The organism is Altererythrobacter xiamenensis (assembly GCF_900177715.1).
GTDB classification, from domain to species: domain Bacteria; phylum Pseudomonadota; class Alphaproteobacteria; order Sphingomonadales; family Sphingomonadaceae; genus Erythrobacter; species Erythrobacter xiamenensis.
Map to the genome: position 1 here is coordinate 220,490 of NZ_FXWG01000002.1, position 13,925 is coordinate 234,414.

The 13,925-nt window shown below is 62.9% G+C and carries 12 protein-coding genes; 6 read left to right on the forward strand and 6 right to left on the reverse strand.

All coding sequences use genetic code 11. The features are described from left to right. The first annotated feature begins 79 nt into the window (after positions 1 to 79). Positions 80 to 388, forward strand: coding sequence for a hypothetical protein (locus CCE89_RS06355; protein ID WP_086437223.1), 309 nt, complete (start codon positions 80 to 82; stop codon positions 386 to 388). Between the two features lie 46 nt (positions 389 to 434). On the opposite strand, the gene CCE89_RS06360 is transcribed toward CCE89_RS06355, so the two are convergent. The 4 genes from CCE89_RS06360 to CCE89_RS06375 all read right to left on the reverse strand — a co-directional run bounded on the left by CCE89_RS06360 (position 435) and on the right by CCE89_RS06375 (position 6,374). After that, the gene (locus tag CCE89_RS06360; protein WP_086437224.1) at positions 435 to 1,439 is read right to left on the reverse strand and encodes a ligase-associated DNA damage response exonuclease; all 1,005 of its coding nucleotides are present in this window, start codon (positions 1,437 to 1,439) and stop codon (positions 435 to 437) included. Between the two features lie 36 nt (positions 1,440 to 1,475). Further along, positions 1,476 to 3,560, reverse strand: coding sequence for a S9 family peptidase (locus CCE89_RS06365; RefSeq protein WP_086437225.1), 2,085 nt, complete (start codon positions 3,558 to 3,560; stop codon positions 1,476 to 1,478). Positions 3,561 to 3,613: 53 nt separating this feature from the next. After that, a complete protein-coding gene (clpA, locus tag CCE89_RS06370) occupies positions 3,614 to 6,013 on the reverse strand; it encodes an ATP-dependent Clp protease ATP-binding subunit ClpA (protein ID WP_086437226.1) in 2,400 nt (799 codons plus the stop codon). Positions 6,014 to 6,170: 157 nt separating this feature from the next. Next, entirely contained in the window at positions 6,171 to 6,374 is a 204-nt protein-coding gene (locus tag CCE89_RS06375; RefSeq protein WP_086437227.1) for a DUF1192 domain-containing protein, read from the reverse strand. A 125-nt stretch (positions 6,375 to 6,499) separates the two neighbouring features. Here CCE89_RS06375 and CCE89_RS06380 point away from each other — a divergent pair, with 125 nt between their 5' ends. The 4 genes from CCE89_RS06380 (at position 6,500) to CCE89_RS06395 (ending at position 10,681) form a co-directional block, all read left to right on the forward strand. Further along, positions 6,500 to 7,510, forward strand: a complete 1,011-nt coding sequence (locus CCE89_RS06380; protein WP_234989980.1) for an NAD(P)H-quinone oxidoreductase — start codon at positions 6,500 to 6,502, stop codon at positions 7,508 to 7,510. Further along, entirely contained in the window at positions 7,503 to 8,144 is a 642-nt protein-coding gene (locus CCE89_RS06385) for a glutathione S-transferase family protein (protein ID WP_086437228.1), read from the forward strand. Before CCE89_RS06380 ends, CCE89_RS06385 begins: the two co-directional genes overlap by 8 nt. Positions 8,145 to 8,237: 93 nt before the next feature. Continuing rightward, positions 8,238 to 8,951, forward strand: coding sequence for a DUF1013 domain-containing protein (locus CCE89_RS06390; protein ID WP_086437229.1), 714 nt, complete (start codon positions 8,238 to 8,240; stop codon positions 8,949 to 8,951). A gap of 59 nt (positions 8,952 to 9,010) precedes the next feature. Further along, positions 9,011 to 10,681: a long-chain-fatty-acid--CoA ligase gene (locus CCE89_RS06395; RefSeq protein WP_086437230.1), complete on the forward strand. Its 1,671-nt coding sequence runs from the start codon at positions 9,011 to 9,013 to the stop codon at positions 10,679 to 10,681. A 78-nt stretch (positions 10,682 to 10,759) separates the two neighbouring features. On the opposite strand, the gene CCE89_RS06400 is transcribed toward CCE89_RS06395, so the two are convergent. Together CCE89_RS06400 and CCE89_RS06405 are read right to left on the reverse strand one after the other, a co-directional pair. Continuing rightward, a complete protein-coding gene (locus CCE89_RS06400; RefSeq protein WP_086437231.1) occupies positions 10,760 to 11,197 on the reverse strand; it encodes a bactofilin family protein in 438 nt (145 codons plus the stop codon). A 16-nt stretch (positions 11,198 to 11,213) separates the two neighbouring features. Further along, complete coding sequence (locus tag CCE89_RS06405) at positions 11,214 to 12,296, reverse strand: M23 family metallopeptidase (protein WP_086437232.1); 1,083 nt, start codon at positions 12,294 to 12,296, stop codon at positions 11,214 to 11,216. Between the two features lie 351 nt (positions 12,297 to 12,647). Here CCE89_RS06405 and CCE89_RS06410 point away from each other — a divergent pair, with 351 nt between their 5' ends. Next, positions 12,648 to 13,925, forward strand: coding sequence for a glutamate-5-semialdehyde dehydrogenase (locus CCE89_RS06410; protein WP_086437233.1), 1,278 nt, complete (start codon positions 12,648 to 12,650; stop codon positions 13,923 to 13,925).

The window sequence follows — 13,925 nt, forward strand, 5'->3', positions numbered from 1 at the left end:
TTCGAATGCACGGCAATTGATTAGGAAGGCTCGGAGCATGGTTGCATACGGCAGCTTCAGACGGGAAAGGATTACGGTCATGAAAAAGAGTTTGATATTCGGCGCGTTGTCGAGCCTCGCCACGCCGCTTGCGGCCGGCATGGCCCTCTTGGCAGCGCCTGCTGCTGCGGAAAAACCCGCTGCGCTGAGCACCGAACTGCCGCTGGAGTCGCTGATGGCCAATGAACAAGCCAAGGCTGTCGTACTGAAGCACATGCCCGGCCTCGACAAGCACCCCTCTTACGATCAGATGAAGGCTGTCAGCCTGCGCACCATCATGCCGTATTCGCAGGGGCGTATCAAAGCCGAGACGCTCGACGCAATCGACGCCGATCTCAAGACCCTCTGAAATGGGCTGATCGGTTCGCAACGCAGGTTGCGGCGCGAGGTCGGGGCTACTCATCCTCGTCCTCGCGACCCACCAGCGCCAGCGCGCGGGCGCGTCGTTGCCCAAGCTGGCACCAACGAAGCAGCGCATCCTCGCGCCCATGGGTGATCCAGTTCTCCTCTGCATCGACCTCTTCGATCGTACGGGTGAGCTCATCCCAGTCGGCGTGGTCTGAAATCACCAAAGGTAGCTCAACATTGCGCTGGCGGGCACGCTGGCGAACGCGCATCCAGCCACTCGCCATCGCGGTGATCGGTTCGGGAAGGCGGCGGCTCCAGCGATCGTTCAATGCGCTTGGCGGGCAGATCACGATGCTGCCGCGCATCTCGTCCTTGGTGTGATCGGCGACAAGCCGCAGTTCCCCTAGGTCGATGCCGTGTTCCTCGTAGAGACGGCACATCTTCTCCATCGCGCCATGCAGATAGATCGGTGCTGTGTGGCCGGAGCGGCGGAGTTCGGCGATCACGCGTTGCGCCTTGCCCAGCGCATAGGCTCCGACCAGCACGCAGCGATCGGGATTGTCGGCGAGCGCCTTCAGCAGTTTCGCCATTTCTTCCTCGATCGGCGGGTGAGTGAAGACCGGCAGGCCAAAGGTCGCCTCGGTAATGAAGATATCGCAGGGCGTGACCTGAAAGGGCGGGCAAGTCGGGTCGGAGCGGCGCTTGTAATCGCCGGTGACGATCACCCGCTCGCCCGCATGCTCGAGTAGGATCTGCGCGCTGCCCAGGACATGCCCGGCCGGAATATAGGTCGCATCGACACCGCCGCCGAGCCGGATCGTCTCGCCATACTCGACCGGCTTTGCACCATCGGAAGTTGCGTAGCGCAACTTCATGATCGCGAGCGTCTCGGGCGTGGCCACGGTTTCGCCATGGCCGCCGCGTGCGTGATCGGCGTGACCATGGGTGACGAGCGCCCTGTCGACCGCACGCCCGGGATCGACCCAGACATCGGCTGGCTCGATATGGATGCCCCAGGGCTCGGGCTTGATCCAGGAAAATGGCGCGCTCATCGGCCAACCAACGAACGCAGGTGAAAACCTTTCCCGTTACTCGGCGTTCGCCCCCTCGCGATATTTGTCGAACCACGCGATCACGGATGCAGTGCGCGCAGCCTGCTGGCTGGGGGTCTGGCTCAGATTGTTATGGCTCGAATCGGGCGTGACGACGAGCGCCGTATCGACACCCGCAAGTTTCAGGGCGCCATAATACTGCTCCGCCTCGCTGCGCGGGGTACGGTAATCGTCTGCCCCGACGAGAACCAGCGTGGGCGTTTTCACGTTTCCGACGAGGCTGAGGGGCGAACGCTCCCAGTAATGCTCGGGGTTCTCCCAGGGCAGGGCGCCGAGCCAGTAGCGCCCGAAGAAGGCGGTCCCGTCGGCCATCAGCGCCTGGCTGGTCCAGTTGATCACCGGCTTGTGCGTCGCGGCGGCCTTGAACCGGTCGGTCTTGCCGACCAGCCAGGCGGTGAGCGCGCCTCCGCCCGATCCGCCCGTGACGAAGAGGTTGTCCGGGTCGGCGTAACCGCCCGCGATCGCCGCATCGACGACCGCCATGAGCTCTTCGAAATTGCTGATCGGATAATTGTCCTCGATCCGGTCGGCGAAGGCTTCGCCATACCCGGTCGAACCGCCCGGATTGGCAAAGACGACGGCGTATCCTGCGGCACCATACAGCTGGTAATCTGCGGAAAACTCGGGGCCATAGGCGGCATAGGGCCCGCCGTGCATTTCGAGCACCGTCGGCACTTGCGTTCCGGGGACATAGTCGGGCGGCAACATGATCCAGGCGGGGATCGTCGTTCCATCTGGCGCGGTTACCGAAAGCTCGCGAGTCTGGCCGAGCCGCTTGGCCGACAGTTTGAGATCGTTGAGCGAGGTCAGCCGCCGTGTGCCTCCGCGTGTGGTGACCGCGATGTCCGGCGGGCGGACACTGCTCGCATCGGCAAAGGCGATCGTCCCGCCATCGCTCACCGACCATTCCCCGCCGGTATAGGGCAGCGCATAATAGGTGCTCCCGAGGCGCGGGCTGAGCGGCCGGATGTCGCCACCGAGATCGACTTTGGCGACGCGATGTTCGCCGTCATCCTCGTAACTGGCGAAAAGCCCGGCATCGGTCCATTCGAGGTCGTCGATCCCGCGGTCGAGCGCGGCATCGAGCTGGCGCGAATTGCTGCCGTCCGCGTCCATGACATAGAGATTGGTCTGGTCGAAAGCGTTGCCTACATCGTCGAAGCCGAGATAGGCGATACGCCTGCCATCCGGCGAATATTGCGCGCCGAAGTCCGGTCCCTTGCGGCTGGTCAGCTGGCGAATTGCCCCGCTCGCGACATCGAGTGCGTAGATTTCCGCTTCAAGCGGTTCCAGCTCCCAATCCTCGCGCCGATTGCCCGAATAGAGGATCGTTCGCCCGTCAGGGCTCCATTCGACCGAGCCTGCATTGCTGTACTCGCCATGAGTGAGTTGGCGCGGCGCTCCGCCGGTCGCGTCGACCACGAACAGCTGCATCGTGCCCGGTTTCACATATCCGCCACCGTCATTGCGATAGGTAACGCGGTCGAAAATCTGGAGCGGCGCTCCCCATTCGGCACCTTCGGGCTTCGCGGGCGGCTTGCCCAGCGTGAGGCCTTCGCCCGGGACCCGCGCGGAGTAGGCGATACGCGTCCCGTCGGGCGACCAGGCGATCGCGCTCGGCGCTTCTGGCAGGGCGGTGATATTGGCGCTGACGCCGCTTTCCATCCAGCGGACATGCAATTCGGGGCCGCCGCCGCTCTCGGTCGAGACATAGGCGAGCCGCGTTCCGTCAGGCGACCAGCGCGGGCTACCGTGCGATCCCTCGCCCGTCACGAGCGGGGTCTGCGACCCGCTCGACACGTCGATCAGCCAGATCGAAGAGACGGCCGCGTCGGTCATGATGTCGTTGGTGCGCCGGACATAGGCTATCTGCCGACCGTCCGGACTGATTTGCGGATCGGCCGCGACACTTAGCCCGAATAGATCGTCACCGCTGAAATAGGGGCTGGGGGCGCCTTCTTCTTCCGAGGTGGCATCTTTCGAAGCGGCGTTTTCGCTATCCTGGGCAAAGGCCGGAGCAGCGAATGTCAGGAATGCCCCGGCGGCGAAAAGAAATTTCATGATCGGCCCCTCTTATTGCGAGGGACCGATCAAGCACATTCACGAGGCTAATGCTAGCCTTCGCCCTTGCCGCCGTCGCTGGCATCCGCGTCGGGCTTTGGGTCGGCTTTCTTCGCAGGCGTCTTCTTCGCTGCAGTCTTCTTCTTGGCCGTGCTCTTGCGCTTCGGCTTGGCCTTGGGCGGAGAAGGCGTGAGCTCGAAGCTCGGCTTGCCATCCTTGACCGTCACATGGACCTCGCCTCCGTCGGAGAGCTTGCCGAACAGCAGTTCCTCGGCCAGCGGCTGCTTGATCTTTTCCTGGATCAGGCGGCCCATCGGACGTGCACCGTAGAGCTTGTCATAACCCTTGTCGGCCATCCAGTCGCGCGCTTCCTTGTCGAACTGGATGTGGACGTTCTGTTCGGCCAGCTGCAGTTCGAGTTGCAGGATGAACTTGTCGACCACGCGGGCAACGGTGTTCTTGCCGAGATAGGCGAACGGCACGATCGCATCGAGGCGGTTGCGGAACTCGGGGGTGAACATCTTCTTCACCGCTTCTTCGCCCGCGTCTTCCTTCGACACGTCGCCGAAACCGATACCCTGCGTCGCCATCTGCGCGGCGCCGGCATTGGTCGTCATGATCAGCACGACATTGCGGAAGTCGACCGTCTTGCCGTGGTGATCGGTGAGGCGGCCGTTATCCATCACCTGCAGCAGGATGTTGAACAAGTCGGGGTGAGCCTTCTCGATTTCGTCGAGCAACAGGACGCAATGCGGGTTCTGATCAACCGCATCGGTTAAAAGACCGCCCTGATCGTAACCAACATAGCCCGGAGGCGCGCCGATCAACCGGCTGACCGAGTGCCGCTCCATGTATTCGGACATGTCGAAGCGCTTGAGTTCGATCCCCATGATCGAGGCGAGCTGGCGCGCGACCTCGGTCTTGCCGACGCCTGTCGGACCGGAGAACAGGAACGAGCCGATCGGCTTGTCCGGATCGCGCAGCCCTGCACGGCTCAGCTTCATCGCGGTCGAGAGGCGATGGATCGCCTCGTCCTGGCCGAAGACGACATGCTTGAGATCGCGTTCGAGGTTCTCGAGCGCCTTCTTGTCGTCCTTGCTGACCGATTTCGGCGGAATGCGCGCCATCGTAGCGATCACCGCTTCGATCTCGCGCGCAGTGATCTTCTTCTTGCGGCGGCTCGGCGGGACCAGCATCTGCATCGCGCCGACCTCGTCGATCACGTCGATCGCCTTGTCGGGAAGCTTGCGGTCGTTGATGTAGCGCGCCGATAGCTCCACCGCGGTCTTGATCGCATCAGGCGTATACTTAACCTGGTGATGATCCTCGAAAGCAGTCTTGAGCCCTTTCAGGATCTTGATGGTTTCATCCACGGTCGGCTCGTTCACATCGATCTTCTGGAAGCGACGCAGCAGCGCGCGGTCCTTCTCGAAATGGTTGCGGAACTCCTTGTAAGTCGTCGAACCGACGCAGCGGATCGCACCGCTCGACAGCGCGGGCTTCAAGAGGTTTGACGCGTCCATCGCTCCGCCGCTGGTCGCGCCGGCGCCGATCACGGTGTGAATCTCGTCGATGAAGAGGATCGCATCGGGCATCCCCTCGAGTTCGGAGACGACCTGCTTCAGCCGCTCCTCGAAATCGCCGCGATAACGCGTACCGGCGAGCAGCGCGCCCATGTCGAGCGAGTAGATCACCGCGTCCTTGAGGACTTCGGGCACTTCGCCTTCGACGATCTTGCGAGCGAGGCCTTCGGCAATCGCGGTCTTACCGACGCCCGGGTCACCGACGTAAAGCGGGTTGTTCTTGCTGCGGCGGCAGAGAATCTGGATCGTGCGATCGACTTCCGGTCCGCGGCCGATAAGCGGATCGACCTTGCCCGCCTCAGCCTTGGCATTGAGGTTGACCGTGAACTGGTCGAGCGCGGTTTCCTTCTTGTTACCGTCTTTCGCCTGCTCGCCTTCGCCGCCCTGCGCCTCGTCGGCACCTTGCGGCGATTTCGATTCGAGCTGGCGACCGCCCTTGCCGATGCCGTGGCTGATGAAGCTCACCGCATCGAGGCGGCTCATGTCCTGCTGCTGCAGGAAATAGACCGCGTAGCTGTCGCGCTCCGAAAACAGCGCGACCAGCACGTTCGCGCCCGTCACCGTATCCTTGCCCGAAGACTGGACATGGAGGATCGCGCGCTGGATCACCCGCTGGAAACCGGCGGTCGGCTGCGGTTCGGTGCCTTCCTCCGTTTTGAGCGACTGGTATTCCTGGTCGAGATACTGCTTCACTACCTCGCCCAGCTCGGCAAGGTCGACCCCGCAAGCGGCCATGACCTGCGCGCCATCCTCGTCATCGATCAGCGCGAGCAGCAGGTGTTCGAGCGTTGCGTATTCGTGGCGGCGCTCCGACGCATTGGCGAGTGCGTTGTGGAGCGTTCTTTCGAGGTTCTGGGCGAAGCTAGGCATGCGTGGGTCTCTTTATCGATAGTCTGGGTTATATAACCCGAAGCGGCGACCTGGCTCTTGAGAGAGAGCATGAAGGTGCTTGGTTAAGAAGCATATGGGAAGCCTCGTGAAAAATACGAATCCTCACGTGTTTTGGATGCGATAGGCCTTCTTCGCGTCATGAATCGGACTTCTTGAACAGCGCATCGGCGGCGTCGCGGTGCGCTGCAGCCTTGAGCCGGTGGCTTTCGACGCGGGCAATTTCGACCTCGAGCAGCCGCACGCGCTCTTCCAGCTCATCCTGCGAGTATGGCGAAAGATCCTCGGCGGCGAGCTTGCTCGCGGCATCGCCTCTAGGGCGTGGGCGGTCGTCGTCTTCCATTTGTTACAAACATCGCAAGCAGAGCGGGTTGCTGTCAATGCAGCGTGCGGCTAGTTGCGCGCTGCGACGCAAGTTTTCCAACGCCTTGCGCCGCGTGGGGGTAATTTAACAACCGTGGGGACGGTATGAGCGCAAGTTTGCCCGAAATGATGCAGTCAGTGGGCTTTGACGAGCCGGGCGGGCCAGATGTGCTTCGGCCCGAAACCGTCTCCGTGCCGCAGTGCGGGCCGGGCGATGTCTTGATTCGCGTCGCCTTCGCAGGGGTGAACCGACCCGACTGTATCCAGCGCGCCGGGAATTACCCCGCTCCGCCCGGAGCCTCGCCGATTCTCGGTCTCGAAGTTGCAGGCGAAGTCGTCGCCGTGGGCGACGAAGTGCCCGGCGAAATGCTCGGCGCGCGCGTCGCGGCGCTGACGCCCGGTGGCGGCTATGCGGAGTATTGCACCGCTCCCTGGCAGCATTGCCTTTCCGTGCCCGACGACATGCCATTGGACGAGGCCGCCGCGCTCCCCGAGACGCTGTTCACCGTGTGGCACAATGTGTTCGAGCGCGGAATGCTCGGTGACGGCGAGCGTCTGCTGGTGCATGGCGGAACGAGCGGGATCGGGACGATGGCGATCATGCTCGCCAAGGCCTTCGATGCCGAGGTGATCGTGACCTGCGGCGACGATGCCAAATGCGACGCGGCGCGCGAACTCGGTGCCGATCTCGCTATCAATTACCGCGAGACCGATTTCGTCGAGGCGGTGAAGGAGCATACCGGCGGGAAGGGCGTCAATGTCGTGCTCGACATGGTTTCGGGCGACTATGTTGCGCGCAACCTCCAGTGTCTCGCCGAAGACGGGCGTCATGTGACGATCGCGGTACTTGGCGGGCCGAAGGCGGAACTCAACATGGCCTTCGTAATGATGAAGCGCCTCACTCTGACCGGCTCGACCCTGCGGCCGCGCAGCGATGCCTTCAAGGCCGCGCTGTGCGACGAGATTGCGCAGACCGCATGGCAGCTGTTCACGTCTCGCGAATTGAAGCCGGTGATGGACCAGACCTTCCCGCTGGCCGAGGCAGCCGCCGCGCATGCGCGCATGGAAGCAGGTGATCATATCGGCAAGATCGTGCTACAGGTAGCAGGTGACTGAAGCCTACACGCTCCACGAGGATCCGCGCAGCGGCAACTGCTACAAGATCAAGCTGACCGCAGCGCTGCTCGGCCTGCCGCTTGCGACAAAGCAGTACGACATCCTCCAGGGCGAAACCCGCACGCCGGACTTCCTTGCCAATGTGAATGCCAATGGCCGTATTCCGGTGCTTGAGATCGAAAGCGATCAGCCCACACGCTTCCTGCCCGAAAGCAATGCGGCGTGCTGGTATCTGGCTTCTGCGGCGAATGGTGAAAACGCGCTGATCCCGCAGGATAGCTTCGCGCAGGCCGACATGCTGCGCTGGATGTTCTTCGAACAGTACAACCACGAGCCCAATATCGCGACCTTGCGTTTCTGGCTGCACTTCGTCGGAGAGGCCAACCTTTCCGATCAGCAGCGCGCACAGATGATGGCGAAACGGATTGCGGGCTGCGATGCACTGAAAATAATGGACGATCACCTTTCGCGCCGCAACTGGATGGTGGGCAAGGGGGCGACGCTCGCCGACATTGCGCTGTTCGCCTACACCCATGTGGCAGAGGAAGGCGGCTTCGGCCTCGGTGATTATCCGGCAATTGAAGCGTGGCTCGGCCGGATACGTGCGTTGCCGGGATTCATACCCATGGCGTGACGCTTGCCGAATCCGCTCAACTGGCCTATCTAGCTAGGTGCAACGGCCGCTCCGCAAGGGGCGGCCCTTCTATTTTTAGAATTGGAACACTTCATGGCCCAGTCCACTCCGCTGATGCCTCACGCCACGGCAACATGGCTGATCGACAACACTTCGCTGAGCTTCGAACAGATCGCAGCCTTCTGCGGTCTCCACCTGCTCGAAGTGCAGGCGATGGCCGATGATCTGGCCGGCAGCAAGTATACTGGTCGCGATCCGCTTCATTCGGGCGAACTGACGCAGGAAGAGATAGAGAAGGGTCAGGCCGACCCCAATTACGCACTGCAGATGCAGCAGGCCCCTGTTGAGGTCACGCGCACCAAGGGTCCGCGCTACACGCCGGTTTCGAAGCGTCAGGACAAGCCCGACGGCATCGCCTGGATCCTGCGTAGTCACCCGGAAATGTCGGATGCGCAGATCTCCAAGCTGATCGGCACCACGCGCAACACGATCACCGCGATTCGCGAACGGACGCACTGGAACATCCAGAACATCCAGCCGAAGGACCCGGTAACGCTGGGCCTGTGCTCGCAGCGCGAGCTCGACGCGGTGGTTGCCAAGGCAGCCAAGCGCGCCGGCATCACCGATGAAGCCGCGCCTGCGGAAGACAATCGCAGCGACAAGGAAAAGCTGATCGAAGAATTGCGAGCCGAGCGCGAGGCCAATGCAAAGGCGGCTGCCGAAGCCGCGCAGGAAGCCGAGGCCGAGGCATGGCTCGAAAACAAGCGCGCCGAGGAAGCTGCTGCCGGGGATAGCTCGGGCGAATAAGCCGGGTTGCCTAGCGGTTTATCCTTGTCTCGCAGCGGGCGCTCGGCCAAGCTGCTGACATGGATGTAAATAGGTCGCACTATCACCACCCGGTTCCCTGGGACACGTCGTTCGAACCGCTGACCCTGCCCGATATGTTCGGGCGATCGACTGAATGGCGGGGCGATGCGACGCTGCTCTATTTCCTAGGGCGACGCTATTCCTATACCGAGCTCTACACCGATGCGCAGCGTTTTGCTTCGCATCTGATCGAGAGCGGCATCGGCAAGGGCGACCGCGTCGGCCTCTTTCTCCCCAATATCCCTATTTACGTGTCCGCCTATTACGGGGCGATGATGGCGGGCGCGGTGGTCGTGAACTTCTCACCGCTCTACACGGTTGATGAGCTGTCCGCGCAGGTGGAGGATTCGGGCACGAAGCTGCTCGTCACCGTCGATGTGCCCGAACTTTACGGCACGGCCTGCGAGGTGTTGCAGAAATCCTCGCTCGAAACGCTGGTCGTGGGCGAGCTTGCCGCGATGCTGCCCTGGCTCAAGGGCGCGGCGATGAAAGTCTTTGCGCGCAGCAAGATCGCCAAGGTCGATTGCGGCGCGGATACGCTGCGCTGGGGCGATTGGGCAGACACGGACTCCGCAAGTTTTCCGCAAGTCACGCCCGGCGATCTCGCGCTGTTGCAATATACCGGAGGCACCACCGGCAGGCCCAAGGGCGCGATGCTGTCGCACTCGAATCTCTCGATCAACGCGCAGCAGGTTGCCGCGCTCAATCCCTTCGACAACCCGGAAGACGAGATATTCATGGGCGCGCTCCCCATGTTCCATGTCTTCGCCAACACCGCGCTGCTCAATCACGCGGTGGTGAGCGGCGGCGCCATCGCAATCGTACCGCGCTTCGAGGCGAAGCAGGTGCTCGAGACCATTGGGAAGCGCGGTGCCACAGGTTTTCCCGGCGTGCCCACGATGTTCCAGGCGCTGCTCGACCATCCCGATCTCGACGCAACCGATCTTTCGACGATCAAGGTGTGCATCTCTGGGGGCGCGCCGCTGCCCGCGCCCGTGCGCGAGAAATGGGAGGAGCGCACCGGCGCCCGGCTGGTCGAGGGCTACGGCTTGACCGAAAGCTCCGGCGTGGTCTCGGTGAATCCCTATGAAGGAATGCGCAAACCCGGCACTATCGGCCAGGTTGTTCCGCAGACGCGCGTGCGACTGGTGGACAAGGAAGACCCGAACAAGCCTGCCGCAGCGGGGGAGCCGGGCGAACTGGTGATCGCGGGACCGCAGGTGATGCAGGGCTACTGGAACCGGCCCGATACCGCCGCCACTTCCTTCGTCGAATTTGAAGGCGAGCGTTGGCTACGCACCGGAGACGTCGCGGTGATCGACGAGGACGGTTTCATCAAGATCGTCGACCGCATCAAGGACATGATCGCAGTCGGCGGTTTCAAGGTTTTTCCGAGCGAGGTCGAGAAAGTCATTCTCAAGCATCCTGCGATCAAGGAAGTCCTCGTGCTTGGCCTGCCGGACGATTACGCGGGCGAGAGCGTCAACGCCTATGTCACGCTCAACGGCGAGGGCGATGTCAGCACAGACGAGCTGCGCACCTGGGCGAACGAGCGCCTTGGCAAGCATGAGCGGGTGGCGTCGTTGTCGATCCGCGAGGAACTGCCCAAGACCATGATTGGCAAGCTCGACCGCAAGGCGCTCAAGGCCGAGGTGCTGGACAAAGCCTAGCGCCAACCGAACCAGCTCCAACGAAAAAGGCCGGCGATTGAGGCCGGCCTTCTCGATAATCTGGCAGAATGTGCCGTGTCAGCCGGCGAGGCTGAGCTTGGGCTCATCGGGTGATTTGGGCTTCTCGCCGCCGGGCGCTGCCGGCGCTTGCGCGTTTCCCTCCGCATCGTCCGTACGGCGGTTAGGCATGGCATGGGCGAAGCGGCCTTCGACATGCGCGCCCTGTTCGATGGTCAGCGCGTCATACTGCACATCGCCTTCGATGCGAGCACTGCGCAAGACGACCAGTTCGCGTGCGCGGATCGAGCCAACGACCTTGCCTGCAAGGCGAGCGGTCTCGGCTTCGATGCCGCCGGTGACGACGCTGGTTTCGCCCTGGACGAGCGAGGCGCACTTGATGTCGCCTTCGATCGCGCCATCGACGTGAAGGTCGGCCGAGGCGCTGATATCGCCCTTGATCGAAACGTCTGATCCGATCACCGAGAAGGTGGAATTGCCGTTGTTGCGGGCTGCCATGGTCGGGGTCTCCGGTCTAGCGTTGCGCGAGCTCGGGGACTCGTCGGACTTCTTTGAGAACATCGGGGGCGGTCTCCAGGAACGGGCGCGGATTGACCGCGCGGTCATTGATACGCACTTCGAAGTGGAGGTGCGGTCCGGTCGAACGACCGGTGCTGCCAATCGCGCCGATCCGGTCGCCCGAAGCGACCTTCTGCCCCACGCGCGAGTGGAACTTGGACATATGGGCGTAGCGGGTCATCAGGCCATTGCCGTGGCTGACTTCGACGACCTTGCCGTAACCGGCCTTGCGACCCACGAAGGTGACGGTGCCCTGCGCCGCGGCATAGATCGGCGAGCCGGTCGGACCGCGGAAATCGAGGCCGCTGTGCATCGCACCGCGCCCGGTGAAGGGATCACGGCGATAGCCGTAGCTCGATGAAACCATCGGCGCCGAAGTGGGGCTGACCTGCGGAATACCTTCAAGGCCGCGCTCAAGCGCTGACATGCGCGCCAGGCTGAGACCGAGACGCTCGAAGCGCGGGTCAATCTCGCCATTGGAAGACGTCGCCAGGATCTCCAGCGGACCACCCATCGCGGCGCGTTCTGCATTGCGCAGCATGGTGCGGGGATCGAGGCCCAGTTTGCGGATGGCCGATTCGGCGCGCTTGGAGCGAACGTCGGCGTAGCGCGTAAGCCGCTCGACATAGGCGAGCTGGCGGGCTTCGATCCGGGCGAGAGCCGATGCCTCGGGGATCGACGCGCTGACCTGCTCGATCGTAGCCGTGGTTTCCGAAGTCGAATCGGTAACCGTGCCAGTTGCCTTGACGTCGGCCGGCAGCGCCTCGGTCATCTGCTCGAGAAACTCCTGACGCTTGATCAGGTCCTGAGCGACAGCATCGATATCGTCACGATAGGCATCGACGCGCTCGGTGGCAGTGGCGACCTTTGCCTCGCGCTCGAGCAGCGACATCCGGTCAGCCTGCGCGCGATATTGCGTCCAGGCCATGGCGCCCATCGAAATTGCCCAGCCCATGAGCAGGCCGAGCGTGATGGCTGCAGCTGCGATCTGCACGCGCGATGAGATTTTTATGAAGCGAACCTGGCCCTGCGATCGCATGAAAAACTCGCGATCCGGAAAGCAGTTACGCAAGCGGGCTCCCCAGCCGCCGGCGGAAACTTGATTTTGCAAAACGACCCCTTCGGTTTTTGCTTATTTGACCCGGCGATGCCGTTACCATTGCGACCATGATGCGTCGAATCTGCGACCCTGTGTAACGGGCGAGTCGAAGGACTCTCGCGATGAGTTGTTTAAATCGGCAAATTCCTACCGGGAAATTAAGGAACAACACCGCTTTTCATGCGTTTGCGCGACGACCCCCTTTACGACCCATCGCCCCTCACCCGGGGGGGCAGCGGCGATAGAATCGCCGCCTGACAGTTCCTCCAGCTAATGCTAGGGCGCCTCTCCATGGCTACACTTGCAAAAACACAAACCGAAAACCCCACCGAAATCATCGAATCGCTTGCCCGCGAGGGGCGCGAGGCGCAACGCCGTCTCGCCCTCATGGGTGATGCCGAAAAAGCCGCCGCCCTCCGCGCCGCGGCCGCGGCCTTGCGTGAAGACGAGGCAGCCATTCTGGAGGCCAATGCGAAGGACGTGGCGGCAGGCGAGGCTAACGGCCTCTCCGGCGCGATGCTCGACCGCCTGCGGCTTGATTCGCAGCGGATCGACGCGATGGCCTCGGGCGTCGAGGCGGTTGCATCGCTGCCCGACCCGGTCGGGGAAGTCATCGATCGTTCCACCCCGCCCAATGGCCTGCAGCTTTCGCGGGTTCGCATCCCGATAGGCCTGATCGGCATCATCTACGAAAGCCGCCCGAACGTGACCGCCGATGCCGCGGCACTGTGTGTGCGCGCAGGCAATGCCGTGCTGCTGCGCGGCGGTAGCGAGGCGGTGCATTCGAATCGCGCGATCGAGGCCGCCATGGCGCGCGGCCTCGCCAGCGAAGGCGTACCCGAAGGTGCGGTGCAATTGCTCCCGACGCAGGATCGCGCCGCAGTCGGTGCCATGTTGGCAGCGGCCGGCCTCATCGACATGATCGTGCCGCGCGGCGGCAAGAGCCTGGTCGAGCGCGTGCAGAAGGATGCGCGCGTGCCGGTGCTCGCCCACCTCGACGGCATCTGCCACACCTATATTCACGAAGCTGCCGATCCGGCGATGGCGAAGGAGCTCGCACTCAATGCCAAGCTGCGCCGGACCGGAATCTGCGGTGCGATGGAAACGCTGCTGATCGATTCGAACTTTTCCGAAGCGAAGGGCGTTGTCGACGCCCTGCTGGAGCAAGGCTGCGAAATCCGCGGAGACGAGCGCATCCTGGCGCTCGATTCGCGTATCCAGGCAGCATCTTCCGAAGATTGGGACACCGAATATCTCGATTCGATCCTTTCTGTCGCCATGGTCGATGGCCTCGACGAAGCGCTGGCGCATATCGCCGCCCATTCTTCGGGCCACACCGATGCCATCGTGACGTCGGATGACGCGGTGGCCGAGCGTTTCCTCGCGGAAGTCGACAGCGCGATCGTGATGCACAATGCCTCGACCCAGTTCGCCGATGGCGCGGAGTTCGGCCTTGGCGCCGAGATCGGCATCGCGACCGGACGTTTGCATGCGCGCGGTCCGGTCGCGCTCGAAGGGCTGACCACCTACAAGTGGCAGGCGCGCGGAGCCGGACAGGCGAGGCCCTGA